Genomic DNA, 18,750 nt, shown 5'->3' on the forward strand with positions numbered 1-18,750 from the left:
AATCACCATGAAGATTTTAGAGGATTTTAGCTACCACGTTTATAACCAATCAAATAATGGAGTGAAGCTATTTTTAGATGATGAGGACTATATTTATTTTCTAAATAGAGCAAAGGTTTGGATTGCTGAGAAAGCCGATATTCTTGCCTATTGCATTATGCCAAATCATTTTCACTTTTTAATTCATGCTAATGCAAAGTCTTCAGAGATTGTAAAGGTTGGTAGTTTAAACCTTAATGGTGTTTCTAATGGCTTTAGACTTTTACAAAGTCAATATGCTCAATATTTCAATCGTAAATATGGGAAGTCAGGTTCGGTTTTTCGTCCCAAGATTAACTGGAAACCTTTAAATAGCTCCTCTGGAGAATATGTGACTAACTGCTTTAATTACATACACAACAATCCATTAGAAGCTTCTTTGTCAGCTAATCTAGAAGGATGGAAATATTCTTCGTATTTAGAATATTGCGGATTGAAGAAACAGCTGTTAGTTGATAAGCAGTTAGCGAAACAGTATGTAAAAGCTGATTGGGAAGACTTTGATTTGTGAAAATCCCGTCTGACCTTCGGTGCTGACGGGGTTAAACGACCACTCCTTAAGCATCTTTTGCCTTTGTTCAGAATGGATAATTTCTATTTTTGCAGCATCCATAAAACTAAACAACCTACTTTATGCAGCAACTCAACGATTTTCTTAAGGTAATCGATAGCTATATTGGTAGCTCTTGGTGGTTTCCTTTTGCACTTTTAGGAACAGGGCTATTCTTTACTATTTACCTTAAGTTTCCACAAATCAGATATTTCCGCTTTGCCTTTAATGTGGTAAGGGGAAAATACGATAAAGCTGGAGACGAAGGAGATACCTCTCACTTTCAGGCTTTAACTACCGCTCTTTCTGGTACAGTTGGTACTGGTAATATTGCTGGTGTAGCCTTAGCATTGCACCTTGGTGGCCCTGCTGCATTATTTTGGATGGTTATTACGGCCGCTATAGGTATGTGTACAAAGTTTGTTGAGGTAACGCTTTCGCACAAATACAGAGAAAAAGCTGCTGATGGTACTATGGCTGGTGGCCCAATGTACTACATGAAGAATAAGCTGAACATGAAATGGTTGGCAGTGATTTTTGCTGTAGCAACAGTACTTTCATCGTTCGGAACAGGAAATATGCCTCAGATTAATAGTATTGCTGGGGCGGTAAAGTCTACTTTTCAGATTGAGCCGTGGATTACAGGAGCTGTTCTTTCTGTAATTCTGGCTTTTGTTATTATCGGTGGTATTAAGAGAATTGCTTCTGTAACTGAGAAGCTTGTCCCTGCAATGGCTGTAATTTATTTCCTTGGCTGTTTCTCCGTGATCTTCGCCAATTTAGATAATGTAATTCCTTCTATTGTATCGGTGTTTTCTAGCTTGTTCACCACTACAGCGGCAACAGGTGGTTTTCTTGGTGCTACAGTAATGTACGCCTTCAACACAGGTGTTGGTAGAGGTTTGTTCTCAAACGAAGCTGGTCAAGGTTCTGCACCAATTGCTCATGCATCGGCTAAAGCTCATGAGCCTGTTTCAGAGGGTATGGTGGCCATTCTTGAGCCATTCATTGATACTATAGTTATCTGTTCAATCACAGGTCTGACTCTTCTGTCTTCTGGTGCATGGCAAGACAAGCACTACAATGACTTTGCAGTAACTGACATGTCTATTTTGGTAGGAACTGAGTATACCGATGATAACAAGGATGATAGAAAAGCCCTTAAAGAGCATTTATCTGGAGAGAACCCTCTCCCTGTTTTTGACGGAATGCTTCAGGTTGAAAATGGTCAGATTGTTAGTGATGTTACCGTTATTCATGCTCGTTCTGTGGCTGAAGAAGTGGTAGTAAACGAATCTTTCGGAGGAGACCCACTAACTGGAGAGGTTGAAATTAGGAATGGAATTTTGCAAGATGCAAGCATCTCATTCTACGGGAAATCTCTGGTACATAGTTCACCTCTAACAGCTATAGCCTTTACCAAAGGTTGGTTAGGTAATGCCGGTCAATATATAGTTTCAATTGGCTTATTGCTTTTCGCTTTTAGTACGGCAATCTCTTGGTCTTACTATGGAGATAGAGCCATGACCTTCTTGGCAGGATCCGGCTCAGTGAAGTATTACCGAATTGTATATGTAGCAGGGTTCTTCATTGCAGCGATTGCAGATACTACAATTATTTGGACTATTGCTGCTATTGCTATTGCCCTAATGACTCTGCCTAACTTGGTAGGAATTATCATGCTTCGAAAGGACATGAAGAACACGATAAACGATTTCTGGTCTGGCTTTAAGAAGGAGTATCCTGACGAAAGAACTCCAGAATAAGATATAGAAAAGCCCTCGTTTGAGGGCTTTTTTTATGCTTCTACACTAACACCTCTCCAAAAGGCTACATAGCCTTTAATTGGTTTGGCTGCTTCTTTCGTTTCGGGATAATACCAAGCGGCATCTTTGTTTTCATTGCCGTCTACATCGATGGTATAGTAACTAGCCTGACCCTTCCATGGGCACGAGGTGTGAGTGTTGCTCTCCTTAAAGAACTCCTTTTTGATTGAATTTGGCGGAAAGTAATGATTGCCTTCAATTACAATGGTTTCATCACTTTCTGCCAATACTTGATTGTTCCAAATCGCTTTCATAATTATACCTTTGAAAGCCTAACAAATGGGGTGAATCAATGTTCAGTCAAAGGGTCGTTTTCAAGACCATTTAGTCATTCATTTCTGCTTCGGCCTCAGCTATTTGTTTTTCAAGCTCTCGCTCAGAATGAGCCGCTTTTTCAACAGCTTGAGCCACTACTTCAGCCAATGATGTATCTAGCGCTGAAGGAATAACTTCATCTGCTGTTGGATTTTCAAGAGAGTTGGCAATAGCATAAGCTGCCGCTAGTTTCATTTCGGTACTAATTGTACTAGCACGTGCCTTTAGAGCACCTTTGAAGATTCCTGGGAATGCCAATACATTATTGATTTGATTAAAGAAATCACTTCTGCCGGTACCAACAATAGCGGCCCCTGCTTCTAATGCATCTGCAGGCATAATTTCAGGAGTTGGGTTTGCCATGGCGAAAATGATAGGGTTCTCGGCCATGTTTTTAATATCCTCTTTGTTGAGAATGTTTCCTTTGCTCACTCCAATAAACACATCGGCACCTTTTATAACCTCATGAATATCTCCTTCCACGTCATCAAAGTTAGAGTACTTCAACAGCTCGGTCTTGGCCTTATTTAAATCGTTACGGAAACGGTGAATAGCACCTTTAGAATCACAAACGATGAGTGTTTTTACAGACTGGCAAAGAGGGGAGTCTATATGGAAACACCTTAGAAGTTTAGCAATAGCAATTCCAGCAGCGCCCGCTCCATTTATTACTACTTTCAGATCTGTAAGTTTCTTACCCGTAACCTTGCAAGCGTTAATCATGGCTGCAAGGGTTACAATGGCGGTTCCGTGTTGATCGTCATGAAAAACAGGAATGCCAATATCTTGAAGCGCTTCCTCTATTTCAAAGCTCTCAGGTGCAGCAATATCCTCTAGATTAATACCTCCGAATGAAGGTGCAATTCTCCTGATTGTCTCAATGATGTGGCGAGTATTTTTGCTGTCAATACAAATTGGAACGGCATTAATGCCTGCAAACTTTTTGAAGAGCATGGCTTTCCCTTCCATAACAGGAAGAGAAGCTAATGGCCCAATATCTCCAAGGCCTAGCACTGCCGTGCCATTGGTAACAACGGCAATAGTGTTGCCTTTTATAGTTAAGTCGTATGCCCTCTCAGGGTTCTTCTCAATTTCCAAACATGGTTGAGCAACACCTGGAGAGTATACTAATGATAATTTCTCTTTTGAGTCTACAGGAATCTTATTGACCATCTCAATCTTACCCTGCATTTCCTCATGTAATTCAACTGATTTCTTATATACCTCTTCCATTCTTTCTACGCTTTCGGTCCTGCGAAATTTATGGCCGCTAATTTATGCATATCCCAGCTGAATGTGCTGAGGTTATTGGGGTTAAATTTGCTAATGTGGTCATAACCACAAGCTCGTGCTATCACTTTAATTAGCTCATTAGTAGCTGAAAAGTAGTTGGAGAGTTGCTTGGCAGAAGACTGAATGACCAGTCTGCTTCTTAGTTTCTCTTTTTGCGTTGCAATACCTACTGGGCAGAAGTTGGTGTGGCATGCTCTCATTCCTAAACATCCAATAGCTTGTAAGGCGGCATTAGATACTGCGATGGCGTCTGCGCCTAGCATCAAGGCTTTGGCATAGTCTTCCGCCACTCTTAAGCCTCCAGTGATGATGAGACTAACGCCTTTGGCTTCTCGTTGGTCTAAATGCTTTCTTGCTCTCGCTAAAGCAGGAATAGTTGGCACATTGATATTATCTCTAAGGATTGCTGGTGCTGCGCCAGTGGCTCCTCCTCTTCCGTCTAGAATGATGTAGTCTACTCCTACTTCTAAGGCAAAGTCAATGTCTTCTTCTATTCTTGAGGCTGCCATTTTGAATCCAATAGGTATACCTCCTGAGGCTTTCCTTACCTTTTCGGCAACTGCTTTGAAATCTTCGATAGACCTTAGCTCAGTGAAAGTAGCAGGAGATATTGCTGATTCGCCTTCATCCAAACCCCTGACTTCTGCGATTTTTCCATTCACTTTATTGCCTGGTAAGTGGCCTCCAGTTCCAGTTTTTGCTCCTTGACCAGCTTTGAAGTGAAAGGCTTGGGCTTTGACCACTTTTTCATACGAGAACCCGAACTTTCCCGAAGCCAATTCATAGAAATACCTGGAGTTAGCTTCTTGCTCTTCAGGTAACATTCCTCCCTCACCAGAACAAATTCCTGTTCCGGCCATTTCTGCTCCTTTTGCCAGAGCGATTTTAGCTTCTTCTGATATAGCACCAAATGATATGTCTGAAACAAAGAGTGGTAGGTCTAATTTTAGTGGCTTTTTAGCATTGGGGCCTATGATGGTTTCTGTTGCTACTGCATCATCATCCATCAAAGGTTTTGAACCCAATTGGGCTGGCAAAAACTGTATGTCTTCCCATTTGGGTAATGTATTTCTATCTACGCCCATAGACACTGTAGCCCCATGTTTCCCTACATTGTCAAGGCCGTTTTTGGCAAGTTCTTTTATATGGTCTTTGTGGGGTTCAGTATCTTCTGGGTTAGTGTCGGCATATATGCCCAAGTAGGCTTCTCTGTCGAATTGAGCGGGGTTGTCAACTTCATAAGCTTCAACATCTGCTTGGTCTATGAAAACTTGGTCGTCTTTTATTTCCGATTCGAATTTGTGTAGAAACTCTGAGTTGTCGTACTCACTAACTCCTGTGTCGATTCTATAATCCCAATTATGCAGTCCACAAATAAGGTTGTGACCATCCACGAAACCATCGGCTAGCAAAGCTCCTCTGTGTAAACAGCGTCCGTAAAGAACGGATACCTCACTGCCATATTTGATAACTACTAAGTCGGTTTGGGAAACTAAAGCGTGTGCTGGAGATTTATCTTCAAGCTCTGAGAACTGCGCTACAGAAACTGGTTTTTTCATAAGGTTAATTTTTTATATAAAGCCCCCTATGAAGAAATATGTTTTAGGAACGCCAGATCAGTCCACTTTCAAGTGTTTCTTCTTTAATTCTTTGGTTCTGATAAAATAGAGGTAGTTCGCAAGGAAATAAGCGCCTATACCAGAGAAAATATGCCAGAGAAAATGGGTGCCTATTGGTATTATACTAGTGTAATAATGGTCGGCTTGTCTGAAGTATATAGCAAGAACGAAGCAGACCGAACCTAAAACAATACTATACGTTTTCTCCCAATTGTTTTTACGCAGAATCAAAAATATGGGCACCAAAAAGGCTAAGCCACTTATGGCATAAGAAACGTTCAGACCGCTTTGCCCGCCTATTAGATTTAAGGCTGTAAACCTCATTAGGAAGACTGGTACAACCAGCACAAAGCTCATCCACTTTTTGGGGAGTACTTTCGACCAGAAATAGATGGTAATTAACAAGGTGAGAATCATGGCAGGAATAAAATCCATATACAGAAGCCATCTAGAAGTTCTCAAACCATGAAACAAGGTGCTTCCTAACCCATTGAGGAAAAGAAATGGAATAGCTGCTAGTAGAAATGAGTAGTCTTTAGGTTGTTTCCTGATTTTCCACAAGAAATATACGGCAGGTGCGGCTATGGCTAATGATGAAATAGCATTCCATGGCTCTACTATCAAGGCATCAGTAACATGAGTCTCTGCGTACCAAGGTCCACCGTCTGTAATTTGTTCTGGTCCTAAAATCATTCCGTATCAGTCAACCACATTGGATAAACGAAAGTTGCAGCTATTCTGGATTTTTAGAGGTGATCTACAATTCCTTTAATTTATCTGCAGCGGCTTTGAGGGTCTCTTCATTCTTGGCGAAGCAAAACCTAAGCACCTTATTATCTTGCCCGTCTTGATAGAAAACAGAGGTTGGTATGGCGGCAACGCCAATTTCTTTTGTCAACCATTCTGCCATTTCTATATCTGGTTTGTCAGATATGGCAGAATAGTCCATCAACTGAAAGTAAGTACCGCTAGACTTTACAGGTTTGAACCTTGAGCCTTCCATGGCCTTCAAGAAAAAGTCTCTTTTCTCCTGATACATCGCTGCAATAGACTCGTAATTCTCCGGTGTTTTTAGGTAGTCGGCAATGGCATATTGGCTGGGTGCATGTATAGTGAAGGTGTTGTATTGATGAATCTTCAGTATTTCTTTCATAAGAAAATCCGGTCCCACTAAATACCCCATTCTCCACCCTGTGGCATGAAAAGTCTTTCCGAATGAAAAGGTGGCTACAGCTCTTTTTCTTAATTCTTCTGATGCTAAAATAGAATTGTGCTCTTTGCCATCGAAGACGATGTGTTCATATACTTCATCGGAAAGCACCAGTATTTCAGTGTCTTTAGTCAATCTTTCCAGTTCCTTTAAATCATCTTTAGAAATGGTAGCTCCGCTCGGGTTGTGCGGAGAGTTGATGATGATCATCCGAGTTTTATCTGTTATGGCTTGTTCAACAGCTGGCCAATCAATGCTGTAGTCTTTAGGTTGTAAGTTCACCCCAACAGCTTTAGCTCCTTGTAAGTCGATGATGGCTTCGTAGGCATCATAGGCAGGGTTCATAATAATCACTTCATCACCGCTATGTACAAATGCGCTAATGGTGTTGAATATTGCCTCAATGGCCCCACAGGTTACTAGAACATTTTCAACTTGAGGTAACCAGTCATGACTTCTCTCAATTTTCTCTGCAATGGCTTCCCTCAGGTTCAGAACACCGGCCATTGGCGGATACTGATTCTGGCCTTGCTTCATGTAATGGCAAACCTTTTCAATAAGCTCTGGGGCAACATCAAAATCCGGAAAGCCCTGAGAGAGGTTAATGGCTCCGTATTCTTGAGCCATTTTCGACATTTTAGTAAATATGGTAATCCCTACATTGGGTAGCTTCGATTCAATTTGCATGGTTGGAATATAGGCATGCGAAGAACCTTTGACAAACTTCAATTGAAAAGAAAGGACTAGATTAGGGATTGTTTAAGTATAGGCAGATGAAAAGAAAGCCAAATTTTAAGTTCAATTGGAAATATGCCCTTGGTGAAATTGTGCTCATTTTCATAGGTATCAGTTTGGCCATGGGTTTTGATAATTGGAGTCAGAATAAAAGAGAAAGGGAACAGTTGGAAGGGTACTTGGAGACCATTAGGAAGAACGTGGTGAGCGATACGGCAAGTATTGCAGAAACTGATAGTCGTTACAAGAGCTTTCATGAAATAGCCTTGAATCACCTGAATATGGCCATTCACGATGAATATTCTGAAGAAACTCTTCTAGGGTCGTTACAGGTTTTGGCCGAACAATATGTTGTGATAGACCAATCGGGGTTTGAAGCCTTAAAGAGTTCAGGCTTTATAAAAGACTTGCAAGGTACTACCTTAGAAGATGCACTTTTTGCCTATTACACCTCTTATTCAAAAGCACTATTGGAAGAAAACAGCCTCAATAATTTCATAGAAAATATGGAGGCTGAACTTTATAATTCATCGAGTAAAGAGGTGACACATGTCCTTAAATGGACTTCGGCCAAACAATTAGGCCTAGAGTTAGAAGAAGAAGCTCAAATGAATTCCGCATTGAAATGGTTTTTCTCAGAACCTCACCTTTTAGGAATTATTCAACGCTATGCCGATGAAGATAGCCCACGTTACGAGTTAATGCTCTCCAATGCTAAGGAATTGATTAGCCAAATAGATTTAGAGTTGAAAAACTGATTAAGCCCTAAACAATTTCCTTCAACCTGCTTTATAAATTTATGCCAAAGCAGGAAGTTTCCATTGTCTGGTTTAAGCGAGATCTTCGACTCACAGATCACTTGCCTCTGAGAAGAGCGATTGAGTCTGGAGATAAGTTGCTTCTGCTTTACTGTTTCGACCCAGAACTGATTGCAGACCCACATTATGATGTGCGACATTGGCGATTTATTTGGGAATCTATTGAGGATATGAATGAAATTCTCAAGCCTTTAGGTCATCAGGTTGAGGTGTTTTACACTGGTTTTCGAAAATCGTTAACCTACTTCTCTGATATCTATCATCTAAAGTCTATATACTCTCACCAAGAAAGCGGACTTAAGGTTACTTATGATCTAGATAAATGGGTGAAGAAATTCTGCGGTCAGAATGGAGTGCAATGGAATGAGTATTTGCATAATGGTGTGTTACGCGGGGCTAAAAACCGGAAAGATTGGCTGAAGGAGTTTCATGGTTACATGAAGTCTGCTTTGGATCGACCAGATTTAGAAAAACTCCAAACAATTGAACTCGCTGAGTCTGTAAGGCAGAAGTTCGGCAAGCCGGTTCCTAAAGAGTTTCAATCGTACAATCCCAACTTCCAAAAAGGGGGAGCTTCAATTGGTAAGAAGTATATGAAAAGCTTCTTGACCGATAGAGTGCAGCATTATTCTAAGTCAATCTCAAAACCCGAAGAAAGCAGAAAAGGCTGCAGCCGCTTATCTCCTTATATAGCTTGGGGGAATTTGAGTCTCAGAGAAGTCTATCAGGCCAGATTAACTGCTAAAGATCAATTTGGCTTCAAAAGGCAGTTGGCCAACTTTGGTTCTAGACTTCAGTGGCATGCGCACTTTGTGCAAAAGTTCGAAATGGAAGACCGTTACGAGTTTGAGAACATCAACCGGGGATATGATTTCTTAGAGAAGGAAGAAAAACCAGAACTGATTCAAGCTTGGAAAGATGGTAAAACTGGAGTGCCATTGGTAGATGCTTGTATGAGGTGTTTGAAGGAAACGGGCTATATTAATTTCAGAATGAGAGCCATGCTTGTAAGTTTTCTAACGCACCATTTATGGCAACACTGGAAAGAAGGAGCCCAGTACTTGGCTTCACAGTTTTTAGATTTTGTGCCGGGTATTCACTATCCACAGTTTCAGATGCAAGCTGGGATGACCGGCATAAATACCATCAGAATCTACAATCCCATCAAGCAAAGCCAAGATCATGATCCTGAAGGAAAGTTTATCAAGAAATGGGTGCCAGAGCTATCAGATGTGCCTTCTGAGTACATTCATGTGCCTTGGCTGATGCCTCCCTTGGAGGCTCGTATGCTGAACATAAACCCCGAAGATCTTAAGCCAGTGGTAGATGTTAAAGCCGCGGCTGAAAGAGCTAGAAAAGCACTGTGGTCACATCGCAATCACACTGAAGTGAGAAAAGAAAACTACCGCATCCTGAAAAAGCATACCATTCCGGGGAGGCGAATGCAGTAGCCAAAACCTTTCCATATACACGGGGTTATTTGCCTAATGAAAAAAGGACAGTTACCAACCAAGATTTGCCCCGTTTGCAATCGCCCATTTGAGTGGCGCAAGAAATGGAGAAACTGCTGGCAAGAAGTGGTTTACTGTTCAGAAAAATGTAGAAGAAATAAAACCCCTTCGGTTCATGACGACCTTGCTAATAGAAATGGTGGGCTTTCCTGAAAGCTGGTAGAATTAAGGTTGGGTAGTGCTCCCATTGATAAGGGGAGCTGTCCAGAGGACTGAGGGGTAAGGGGTCTATGAAAAAACTAAGACTAATTCTAGGAGATCAGCTGAATCACCAACATTCTTGGTATCAAGAAAAAGAGGGAAATACGCTTTATGTAATGATGGAGATGGGGCAGGAGCTGACCTACACCATACATCATGTTCAGAAGGTTATCGCATTCTTTCTAGCCATGCGAGCCTTTGCTGAGCATTTGGAAAAGCAAGGACATCAAGTGCTCTATCTAAAGCTAGATGATGAAAGGAATCAGCAGTCCTTGACAGATAACCTCTCTTGGATAATAGAGGAGCATAAAATTGAAAAGTTCGAATACCAGATGCCTGATGAATACAGGCTAGATAAGCAACTTCAGGGGTATTGCGGAGCAATTGAAGCAGACTTCGAAGTCTTCGATACAGAGCATTTCATGACTTCTCGAACTGATCTTGCTGACTTTTTTAAAGGTAAAAAGCAGTTGCTCATGGAGTCATTCTACAGAAACATGCGCAAAAAGTATAAGGTGCTAATGGACGAAGGCGAGCCTGTTGGAGGTAAATGGAATTATGACCACGACAATAGGAACAAAATGCCAGAAGATACCTATGTACCTGAACCAAAGTCATTTCAAAGAGATGTAACAGACTTGGTTGAGCTGTTAGAGGAAAGAGGTGTTAAAACAATAGGAAATGTAGATTCTAAAGATTTTCTGTGGCCCGTAACAAGGGAAGAAGGGTTAAAACTCTTCGATTTCTTTCTGAATGATTGTATGCCATTCTTTGGCAAGTATCAAGATGCCATGACCACCAAAGGTTGGTCTTTATTCCACTCGAGAATATCTTTCTTACTGAATTCGAAAATCCTTTCTCCAGAAGAGATTATTCGAAAATCTGAAGAATACGGGCGGAATAATGAGGATGTTCCGCTTTCAGCAATCGAGGGCTTTATTAGGCAAATACTAGGTTGGCGAGAGTATATGCGAGGCATCTATTGGAAATATATGCCGGACTATGCCAAAGAAAACTTCTTCAACCATAAGAGAAAACTACCAGACTGGTTTTGGACAGGTGAAACCAAAATGAAGTGCCTTTCTCACACCATCGGACAATCTCTAGATTATGCTTATGCACACCATATTCAGCGATTGATGGTAACGGGGAATTTTGCGCTGTTGGCGGGCATAGATCCCGATGAGGTAGATCAATGGTATCTAGGTATTTACATAGATGCAATTGAGTGGGTGGAAATTACCAATACTAGAGGAATGAGCCAGTTTGCTGATGGAGGTATAGTGGCTACTAAGCCCTACGTTTCTTCTGCCAATTACATGCATAAAATGAGTCATTACTGTGGTTCATGTCATTACAAGTACAAGGAGAAATTAGGTGAGAAGGCCTGTCCGTTCAACAGTCTATACTGGGATTTTCTCGATAGAAACAGAGAGAAGCTCGAGAAGAATCATCGAATGGGCATGATTTACCGAGTTTGGGATAAAAATTCTACTGAAAAGAAAAACCAAATCATTGAACAAGCGGCTAAGTACCTGAATAAGATGGAGGAAATATGAGCAGGGCGATTTACTGGTTTCGGAACGATTTGAGGTTGGAGGATAATGAAGTCTTAAACAAGGCTGTTGAGGAGAATCCAGAGATTTTGCCCGTTTATGTTTTTGATGAGAGCCTATTGAGGGGAGAGCAGTGGGGTATTGAAAGAATGGGCTCTCATCGTCTTAAATTTCTCTTGGAATCGCTGGCGGATCTTAAGGCTCATTTACAACAACTAGGCTCAGACTTATTGATTAAAGTTGGAGATACAGTTACTGTACTTAACGATATCAGGAAAAACTATAATTGCGATGTGCTTTATGCTCAAAAGGCTTCTGCTTATGATGAAGTACAGTTGGAGAAAAAGCTCTCAGCAACCATAAACACTAAGTTCATTTGGGGTGAAACGCTCTATCACCTGAACGATTTGCCTTATCATTTAGATGAACTTCCAGATATATTCATGCAGTTCAGAAAGTCGGTTGAGAAAAAGGTCGATGTAAGAAAAATACTAGAAGCACCTTTGCAAATTCATTCGCCCCAAGGTTTCGATTCTGAAGTGCCTTCTATGGAAGACTTAGGCTTTGAGCCCGTTGAAGAAGATGATAGGTCAGTTATTCAGTTTCGTGGAGGAGCTAAAGCAGCCAATGATAGGTTGAATTATTATTTATGGGATAAGGAGTTGCTAGGTAACTATAAGCAAACGCGTAATGGCCTTATGGGAGGTGATTACAGCAGCAAGTTCTCTCCTTGGTTGGCTCATGGTTGTACTTCACCACGACAAATCTATTGGCAAGTAAAGAAATTCGAGAAGTACGTAAAGAAAAACAGCTCAACCTATTGGTTGGTTTTCGAACTGGTTTGGCGAGATTATTTCCACTTTGTGGCCAAGAAATACGGCAATCAGATTTATCAGAGAAAAGGAATTTTGGGTGAAGATAAAATCGACTGGGGATCTGATAAACTCTTTCACTTATGGCGAGATGGTAAAACAGGTGAACCTTTTGTTGATGCCAATATGCGGGAAATGAATGCTACGGGATTTATGAGTAACAGAGGAAGGCAAAATGTAGCCTCATACCTAATGCACCAAATGAAGATTGATTGGAGGCTAGGAGCTGCTTATTTCGAGAAAATGCTGATAGACTACGACCCATGTTCAAACTACGGTAATTGGATTTACATTGCCGGAGTTGGAAACGACCCAAGAGAAGGTAGAGAGTTCAACATTGAACGTCAAAAAGAGATGTACGATCCCAAAGGAGAGTACCAGGAGTTGTGGGCAGATTAAGCCTAATTCTTTCTACATTTGGCTATGCAAAACCTTCGTGTAGCTCTTATCCAATCTGATATTCATTGGCATGAAATAGGTGCGAACCTAGCCATGTTTGAAGAGAAAATCTGGCAAATACAGAATGATGTGGACCTTATTCTACTTCCAGAGATGTTCCAGACAGGCTTTACTATGGAGCATAAGGGGTTAGCCGAGCCCATGAACTTCAACACTTTTAAGTGGATGAAGCAAATGTCTGCGCAAAAGAATGCAGCTATTTGCGGTTCTTACATCGTCAAGGAGGAGGGCAAGGTGTTCAATAGGCTCTTGTGGATGCAACCCGATGGACAGTTTAAGACCTATGATAAGCGTCACCTTTTCCGAATGGCCAATGAGCACAAGCATTTCGATATGGGTGCAGAAAAGCTCATAGTAGAGTGGAGGGGCTGGAAAATCTGCCCAATGGTTTGCTATGATCTAAGGTTTCCTGTGTGGTCTAGAAATGTAGACTTAGCCTATGATCTGTTGGTTTATGTGGCGAATTGGCCAGCTGTTAGAGTAAATGCTTGGGATACTTTACTGGAAGCAAGAGCTATTGAGAATGTGAGTTATTCTATTGGTCTCAATCGTGTAGGGAAAGATGGAGTTGGCATTGGATATAATGGTCATTCAGCGGCTTACAGTCCAAAAGGAGAGCAGTTGGCGTTTTCTGAAAAGGAAGAGATTATTTACGTAGAACTTTCTGCTGAAAGCCTTCAGTCGTTCCGTAAGAAGTTTCCTGCTCACCTAGATGCAGATGAGTTTGAAATCAAGAGTTGATAGATTTAGTTAAGACGGCTTTCAACTGTGCGGTAGATTCAAAGTTGTGCACCGGTTGTTTCAACATCTGTAAGACTTTTTGCAGTTGTTGGTTTTTCCCATCAACAAAGAATAGCCGGTTTGCTTTGCTTTTTCTTAAGGCTTCTATCGCTTTGGAAAGAGCGCCTAGACCTTCTGATTCAACTACATCGAAAAAGCATATGACTTGTTCTGATTCAGCTATCATTTTAGCGATCTCCTGAACTAAAAATGGCTCCGATTTACTGTCGGCTTCCACAAAGTTAAACGCTGCATCAATTTCACTTAATACGTCTTTCTCGGTAAAGCTAAAAGCGATTCGCTCTATGGGTTTTATCTGAAAGTAACAGAAGAGGATCATCGCTGAATCAGTATTCTTTTTGTCAAACTCTTTCCGTTATTCGCTCTTACTCGAATAAGGTAAATGCCAGCAGGTAGTGAGCCAAATTGCAAGTTGAGTACTGTGGATTGCTGAATAGGAATAGCTTCTTGAATAAGCTTTCCATTTAAACTTATGATGTCTACACGCCCAGAATTATTAGTCAGTATTTGCGTTTGGTTGTCGGTTGGGTTTGGAGAAATAGAAACTCTCAAATCTGTTTCAGATGAGTTGTCATCTTGTATGTTCCTCAGAAATAATAATCCTCCCTTAGAACTGCCTACCACTAATGAGGGGCTACCGTCACCAAAAAGGTCTACCGCTGCCAAGTAGCTAGCTCGTCCCAGTCTAGTGTTGGTAAGGGTTTCATTATTTAAAAGTAAGTCTTGATTGGTGTCTGACTTTCTAAAATTTTCATCTGCTTGGTCGCTGTGCAGAGTAAGCATTCCACGACTATCTACGGTTATCACTTGTGGCTTTGCATCGGAAGAGAATCTCCCTATGGCAATTGAAAGGTTCTGTCTGCTAAAGTCATTTTCAAAACTACCAAAATCGGTTTGCTCATCGGAGAAAGTGAAGCTTCCTCGATTATAATATGCAGACATGCTTCCGAATTGTTGGCCTATGATGAAGTCATCAAGACCATCACCATTCAAGTCGAATAGAGTAGGGTTACTGGCTTCACTCACGTTTAGTTCTAGGTCTATTGGAGAACCAAAGTTTCCGGAGTTGTCTCTTGGAAGAACAAAAACTCTTGCATCCAAAGGGCCAACACGTGCTTGCAAGATTAGGTCTGTATTGCCGTCTCCATCTAAGTCGGAAAAAAGAGCTTTAAGTTGGCTGAACCCAAGGCTAGAGAGGCTCTGAAAGTCATTAGTTATAAGTTCGAAACTTGGGTTGAAGCGGTTGCCTGTGTTTTCATAGTGCCAAATAGTTCCTATAAATTCACCGTTGATTTGAGTCCCTGAGTTGCTGATGAACATATCCAAATCTCCATCGCTATCTATGTCGAAAAAAGTAGGAAAGGCATTCTCTCCAACATCAATCATCTCGTTTTGTAAAAAGGCTGAAGATGTGTTGAAATCAGGGTTCTCATTAGAGCCTAAATTGATGAATGAATTGACGTTTTTCTGAAAGTCTACCAAGTTGCCAACGTTGTTGTCAAGGTTGCTAGAAACAACGAGGTCCTTCAGTCCATCAAAATTGATATCTTCCAAGAAGGCAGCGGGAAAAAACTGAAGACTCACAGGGTCGTCTGGGGGGTAAGTCTCAAAGGCTGTCATTAGCGCTTGGTTAGCGCTTCCTTCATTCCTGAAAAAGTATAAATTCTCGCAGAGTTCATCGGAAGCAATGATGTCTATGTCACCGTCATTGTCGGCATCAAATGGGGTAATCGTTTTTCCTCCAGCATGCAAAATCACCTGTTGGTCTGAAGGTTCGCTTACTAAATTGCTGAATCCACCTACAGTGCCACAAGGCTGTCCAAACGAAAAATCGTTACATCCACAATCATAAAAATCGCCCCAAGTTCTAGTGACTCGCGTGAAGGTCAAGTTCCCACAGTTGCCAGTGTTTTCATAATAATCAATTGAACCTGCGCTCCCGAATCGGTAGGTGAGAATATCCAGTGCACCGTCTCCATTAACATCTGCAATACCCGGAATGTCAGTTGGAGCCACCTGAATGTTCGACCCAGAATCCCATGTCAGAAATTCGCTGGCCAATTCCCACGTAACACTGTTGGCAGTACTCGTGTTTCTATACACCTTAATCCCCAAAGCCGTGCTAGTGAAAAGGTCCTTTAGCCCATCGCAATCATAGTCTTTCAGAATCATCCAATTCACTACATCTTCAGGAAAAAGGTTTTGGTAATTAGGACTAAAAACCCACTGGTTATTTATGTTTAAGTAAGTTGAAAGGCTTCTTGAGATACGGTGAAAAATTACTAGATCTAAAATTCCATCACCATTTAGGTCCATTGTTTGAAACTGAGCCGAGTTCAATCCTCCTTCAAAAGCCCTGTTCATTATCTCATTGTTTTCTGAAACAGGAATACTCTGATCGAACTTAAATTGAACCTGAGCTTGTATGCTCAGAGCAAAAGAAAGTAGAAAGGCAGTTAGTGAGTACCGCATTGAAAGTTTTCAGCTGGCTAAGTTAAGTTCAACTGGTTAGAATAACGTAATTTCTGGTCGATTGATATTAACTTCGGGCTTATAACTATTTCGAATGATTGAACAGCTGTATCAAACCTTTTTAAAGAGCACTGGTGTTTCTACCGATACTCGTACTATTCAAGATGGAAATATCTGGTTCGCTTTAAAAGGGCCTAATTTCAATGCGAATAAATTTGCTCAACAAGCATTAGAATCTGGGGCCATGGCCGTAGTTGTAGACGACCCTGAATTTGCTAATAATGATCAATGCATTTTGGTTGAAGATGGTCTTGTGACATTACAGAAGTTGGCTAATCATCACCGAAAACAGTTCAAAATTCCGGTTTTGGGCATTACTGGAAGCAACGGAAAAACCACCACAAAAGAACTGGTTAGAGATGTGCTGGCTAAGAAGTTCAATGTTCTAGCCACAAAGGGTAATCTTAACAATCATATTGGAGTGCCTTTAACACTGCTTAGGCTAAATAGTGATATTGAGTTTGCTATTATTGAAATGGGGGCGAATCATCAGAAGGAGATAGCTGCACTTAGTAGCATAGCTGAGCCAGAGTTTGGACTGATTACCAATATTGGTAAGGCTCATTTAGAGGGCTTTGGAGGTCTTGAGGGTGTATTTAAGGGTAAGACAGAGCTTTATGAGTTTATCTCGGCTAGAAAAGGAAAACTATTTGTGAACAGCCGAAATGAAAGATTGCTAAAAAAGGCGCAAGCACTAGTAGACGAGGTTTACACCTATCCAGAAGAAGGAGACTATTTTCACGCTAAGTTGATGTCTAACAAGCCCAATGTTAAACTCAAATCTGATTCAGGCCAGTTGATAAGTACCAATCTTGGGGGAGAGTATAACTTTGAGAATATGTGTGCAGCCTTGTGTATTGGAAGATATTTTGGTGTGGAGGAAGATGATGCACTAGAAGCTATAGCTGCTTATCAGTCAGACAATAACAGATCGCAATTATTAAAAAGAGACTCCAATACTATCTTTTTAGATGCTTATAATGCCAACCCCACATCTATGAGTCTATCGCTACAAAATTTTGCTAGTGAAGAGGGGTATAAGGTGGCGATTTTAGGAGATATGTTTGAGCTAGGCGATGAAGCGCAGCAAGAACATTATGCCATTGGAGAGCTCAGTGCTACACTTTCAATAGACTTGGTAATATTTTGTGGTAAGCTGATGGAAGCTGCACATAGGGCCAACCCAGATTCATTGTACTTTGAGTCTAAGTCTGATTTAGCGTCATTTTTGACTGCTAATAAGCGAACAGACACGTCTTATTTGGTGAAAGGTTCTAGGGGTATGAGTTTAGAGAGCCTAGTAGAATTGCTTTAAAATAGAGAGAGGGACGGCACCACCCATCCCTCAACCTCAACCTAAGAATTGGTGACATGTACTGCTTAACCATTTAAACAATAGTCACCTTTTTTTAATGTCATTTAACCTTGAAGACGGCTGTGTTCTCCTCTTCATTAACTTCAAAGCCTCTACCTTTTTGAACTGCTATAGTTTGAGCTGCGTCTTTCAAACTCGAAAAAGTGGTTGTTATCGGGCTAGTCAATTCGCTTGAAGAGAAGTCATGTTCAATTTCAACCTTGTATAGTCTTTTTATTTCGTTGAGAACTTGCTCAAGAGGAATGCTCTCGTAATCATACTGGCCATTTCTCCAACTATCAATTCTGTCTGCCCTGGTTTCTAGTATTTCGGAAATTGAACCATTTTCTACATTGACGGCCATTCCTGCGGTCAGATATTGTTCATTGCTCTCGTCCTGAGTAGTAACTCTCACTTTTCCCGTTTTACATGCTACATGTAATAAGTTAGCTCTAGAGCGAACATTAAAACTAGTGCCTAGTACCTGTACCAAGCCATTAGTGGTTTCTACAGTAAAGCTGCTGCCCCGTTTCACTTCGAAAAAAGCTTCTCCAGTCAAAATGACTTTGCGAGCCGTGGCCCAGCCCTTCTCAGGAAATGAAACAGAACTTTCAGCATTTAAGTAAACTGTAGAGCCATCTGGTAGCTCAACATTGCGCACTTCCGCAAGGGAAGTTTCTATAGTGATTTGATTGGTATTCTGTTTTAGAATGAAAAAAGCACCGATTGCTAAGATGAAAGAGGCCGCTATTCCGATTACCCAACTTCTTCGCGAAATGGATATTACTTTAGGTGAATAGATTTCTGAAATTCTACTTTCAAGCTTACTCCAAGCCTCTGCTTTAGATATTCCATCTGGAATATTGAGCTGCTTGGCTTTCGAAACGAATTTGTCCAATGACTCGAATTGGAGATCATTTTTAGCCTTTTCTTTGGCTTCTTGACTAGAGATTTTACCCTCAAGCCAATCTTGTTCCCAATCCGTTAGGTGCTCTTTTCCGGTCATTGCGCTCTTAATACCCTGAGCGTCAAGAAGACCCTACTATTATTGGATAAAAT

Annotated in this window: 17 protein-coding genes; 9 read left to right on the plus strand and 8 right to left on the minus strand. The window is 41.1% G+C overall.

Annotated features, from left to right (window positions below; all coding sequences use genetic code 11):
• Positions 1-7: 7 nt before the first annotated feature.
• Both AWW68_RS08035 and AWW68_RS08040 read left to right on the plus strand, forming a co-directional pair.
• Complete coding sequence (locus tag AWW68_RS08035) at positions 8-550, plus strand: transposase (protein ID WP_068219176.1); 543 nt, start codon at positions 8-10, stop codon at positions 548-550.
• Between the two features lie 122 nt (positions 551-672).
• On the plus strand, positions 673-2,355 hold the full coding sequence (locus AWW68_RS08040) for an alanine/glycine:cation symporter family protein (protein ID WP_068219179.1): 1,683 nt from the start codon (positions 673-675) through the stop codon (positions 2,353-2,355).
• Positions 2,356-2,387: 32 nt separating this feature from the next.
• Here AWW68_RS08040 and AWW68_RS08045 read toward each other — a convergent pair whose 3' ends face one another.
• The 5 genes from AWW68_RS08045 to AWW68_RS08065 all read right to left on the minus strand — a co-directional run bounded on the left by AWW68_RS08045 (position 2,388) and on the right by AWW68_RS08065 (position 7,539).
• Positions 2,388-2,669 carry a DUF427 domain-containing protein gene (locus tag AWW68_RS08045; protein ID WP_221405980.1) on the minus strand — a complete coding sequence of 94 codons (282 nt, stop codon included), beginning with the start codon at positions 2,667-2,669 and terminating at the stop codon, positions 2,388-2,390.
• A 70-nt stretch (positions 2,670-2,739) separates the two neighbouring features.
• Positions 2,740-3,963 (minus strand): NAD(P)-dependent malic enzyme, encoded by a 1,224-nt coding sequence (locus tag AWW68_RS08050; protein WP_068219184.1) that lies wholly within the window; start codon positions 3,961-3,963, stop codon positions 2,740-2,742.
• Positions 3,964-3,968: 5 nt separating this feature from the next.
• Entirely contained in the window at positions 3,969-5,582 is a 1,614-nt protein-coding gene (locus AWW68_RS08055; RefSeq protein WP_068219187.1) for a glutamate synthase-related protein, read from the minus strand.
• A 57-nt stretch (positions 5,583-5,639) separates the two neighbouring features.
• A complete protein-coding gene (locus AWW68_RS08060; protein ID WP_068219190.1) occupies positions 5,640-6,335 on the minus strand; it encodes a ceramidase domain-containing protein in 696 nt (231 codons plus the stop codon).
• A gap of 64 nt (positions 6,336-6,399) precedes the next feature.
• Positions 6,400-7,539: a methionine aminotransferase gene (locus tag AWW68_RS08065; RefSeq protein ID WP_068220765.1), complete on the minus strand. Its 1,140-nt coding sequence runs from the start codon at positions 7,537-7,539 to the stop codon at positions 6,400-6,402.
• Positions 7,540-7,625: 86 nt separating this feature from the next.
• On the opposite strand from AWW68_RS08065, the gene AWW68_RS08070 reads away from it, so the two are divergent.
• The 6 genes from AWW68_RS08070 (at position 7,626) to AWW68_RS08090 (ending at position 13,745) form a co-directional block, all read left to right on the plus strand.
• Complete coding sequence (locus AWW68_RS08070; RefSeq protein WP_068219192.1) at positions 7,626-8,345, plus strand: hypothetical protein; 720 nt, start codon at positions 7,626-7,628, stop codon at positions 8,343-8,345.
• Positions 8,346-8,386: 41 nt separating this feature from the next.
• The gene (locus AWW68_RS08075; protein WP_068219195.1) at positions 8,387-9,856 is read left to right on the plus strand and encodes a cryptochrome/deoxyribodipyrimidine photo-lyase family protein; all 1,470 of its coding nucleotides are present in this window, start codon (positions 8,387-8,389) and stop codon (positions 9,854-9,856) included.
• A gap of 36 nt (positions 9,857-9,892) precedes the next feature.
• Positions 9,893-10,069, plus strand: a complete 177-nt coding sequence (locus tag AWW68_RS19920; RefSeq protein WP_084375625.1) for a DUF2256 domain-containing protein — start codon at positions 9,893-9,895, stop codon at positions 10,067-10,069.
• A gap of 77 nt (positions 10,070-10,146) precedes the next feature.
• On the plus strand, positions 10,147-11,676 hold the full coding sequence (locus AWW68_RS08080) for a cryptochrome/photolyase family protein (protein ID WP_068219198.1): 1,530 nt from the start codon (positions 10,147-10,149) through the stop codon (positions 11,674-11,676).
• Positions 11,673-12,944: a DASH family cryptochrome gene (locus tag AWW68_RS08085; protein ID WP_084375626.1), complete on the plus strand. Its 1,272-nt coding sequence runs from the start codon at positions 11,673-11,675 to the stop codon at positions 12,942-12,944. The genes AWW68_RS08080 and AWW68_RS08085 overlap by 4 nt, the downstream gene beginning before the upstream one ends.
• A 24-nt stretch (positions 12,945-12,968) precedes the next feature.
• Positions 12,969-13,745 carry an amidohydrolase gene (locus tag AWW68_RS08090; RefSeq protein ID WP_068219204.1) on the plus strand — a complete coding sequence of 259 codons (777 nt, stop codon included), beginning with the start codon at positions 12,969-12,971 and terminating at the stop codon, positions 13,743-13,745.
• Here AWW68_RS08090 and AWW68_RS08095 read toward each other — a convergent pair.
• Both AWW68_RS08095 and AWW68_RS08100 read right to left on the minus strand, forming a co-directional pair.
• Positions 13,735-14,124: a hypothetical protein gene (locus AWW68_RS08095; RefSeq protein WP_068219206.1), complete on the minus strand. Its 390-nt coding sequence runs from the start codon at positions 14,122-14,124 to the stop codon at positions 13,735-13,737. The genes AWW68_RS08090 and AWW68_RS08095 overlap by 11 nt on opposite strands.
• Positions 14,121-16,277 (minus strand): T9SS type A sorting domain-containing protein, encoded by a 2,157-nt coding sequence (locus tag AWW68_RS08100; protein WP_068219209.1) that lies wholly within the window; start codon positions 16,275-16,277, stop codon positions 14,121-14,123. Before AWW68_RS08100 ends, AWW68_RS08095 begins: the two co-directional genes overlap by 4 nt.
• 94 nt (positions 16,278-16,371) lie before the next feature.
• Here AWW68_RS08100 and AWW68_RS08105 point away from each other — a divergent pair, with 94 nt between their 5' ends.
• Positions 16,372-17,652, plus strand: coding sequence for a UDP-N-acetylmuramoyl-tripeptide--D-alanyl-D-alanine ligase (locus AWW68_RS08105; protein ID WP_068219211.1), 1,281 nt, complete (start codon positions 16,372-16,374; stop codon positions 17,650-17,652).
• 100 nt (positions 17,653-17,752) lie between these two features.
• Here the strand turns inward: AWW68_RS08105 and AWW68_RS08110 are convergent, their stop codons facing one another.
• Positions 17,753-18,697: a FecR family protein gene (locus AWW68_RS08110; RefSeq protein WP_068219215.1), complete on the minus strand. Its 945-nt coding sequence runs from the start codon at positions 18,695-18,697 to the stop codon at positions 17,753-17,755.
• Positions 18,698-18,750: the final 53 nt, after the last annotated feature.

Origin of the sequence: Roseivirga spongicola (assembly GCF_001592965.1) — a bacterium.
Lineage (GTDB): Bacteria > Bacteroidota > Bacteroidia > Cytophagales > Cyclobacteriaceae > Roseivirga > Roseivirga spongicola.

Excerpts from the sequence above, each read along its gene's own strand:
- AWW68_RS08035 (WP_068219176.1), top strand. The coding sequence starts at position 8 with ATGAAGATTTTAGAGGATTTTAGCTACCACGTTTATAACCAATCAAAT.
- AWW68_RS08040 (WP_068219179.1), top strand. The coding sequence starts at position 673 with ATGCAGCAACTCAACGATTTTCTTAAGGTAATCGATAGCTATATTGGT.
- AWW68_RS08045 (WP_221405980.1), bottom strand. The coding sequence starts at position 2,669 with ATGAAAGCGATTTGGAACAATCAAGTATTGGCAGAAAGTGATGAAACC.
- AWW68_RS08050 (WP_068219184.1), bottom strand. The coding sequence starts at position 3,963 with ATGGAAGAGGTATATAAGAAATCAGTTGAATTACATGAGGAAATGCAG.
- AWW68_RS08055 (WP_068219187.1), bottom strand. The coding sequence starts at position 5,582 with ATGAAAAAACCAGTTTCTGTAGCGCAGTTCTCAGAGCTTGAAGATAAA.
- AWW68_RS08060 (WP_068219190.1), bottom strand. The coding sequence starts at position 6,335 with ATGATTTTAGGACCAGAACAAATTACAGACGGTGGACCTTGGTACGCA.
- AWW68_RS08065 (WP_068220765.1), bottom strand. The coding sequence starts at position 7,539 with ATGCAAATTGAATCGAAGCTACCCAATGTAGGGATTACCATATTTACT.
- AWW68_RS08070 (WP_068219192.1), top strand. The coding sequence starts at position 7,626 with ATGAAAAGAAAGCCAAATTTTAAGTTCAATTGGAAATATGCCCTTGGT.
- AWW68_RS08075 (WP_068219195.1), top strand. The coding sequence starts at position 8,387 with ATGCCAAAGCAGGAAGTTTCCATTGTCTGGTTTAAGCGAGATCTTCGA.
- AWW68_RS19920 (WP_084375625.1), top strand. The coding sequence starts at position 9,893 with ATGAAAAAAGGACAGTTACCAACCAAGATTTGCCCCGTTTGCAATCGC.
- AWW68_RS08080 (WP_068219198.1), top strand. The coding sequence starts at position 10,147 with ATGAAAAAACTAAGACTAATTCTAGGAGATCAGCTGAATCACCAACAT.
- AWW68_RS08085 (WP_084375626.1), top strand. The coding sequence starts at position 11,673 with ATGAGCAGGGCGATTTACTGGTTTCGGAACGATTTGAGGTTGGAGGAT.
- AWW68_RS08090 (WP_068219204.1), top strand. The coding sequence starts at position 12,969 with ATGCAAAACCTTCGTGTAGCTCTTATCCAATCTGATATTCATTGGCAT.
- AWW68_RS08095 (WP_068219206.1), bottom strand. The coding sequence starts at position 14,124 with ATGATCCTCTTCTGTTACTTTCAGATAAAACCCATAGAGCGAATCGCT.
- AWW68_RS08100 (WP_068219209.1), bottom strand. The coding sequence starts at position 16,277 with ATGCGGTACTCACTAACTGCCTTTCTACTTTCTTTTGCTCTGAGCATA.
- AWW68_RS08105 (WP_068219211.1), top strand. The coding sequence starts at position 16,372 with ATGATTGAACAGCTGTATCAAACCTTTTTAAAGAGCACTGGTGTTTCT.
- AWW68_RS08110 (WP_068219215.1), bottom strand. The coding sequence starts at position 18,697 with ATGACCGGAAAAGAGCACCTAACGGATTGGGAACAAGATTGGCTTGAG.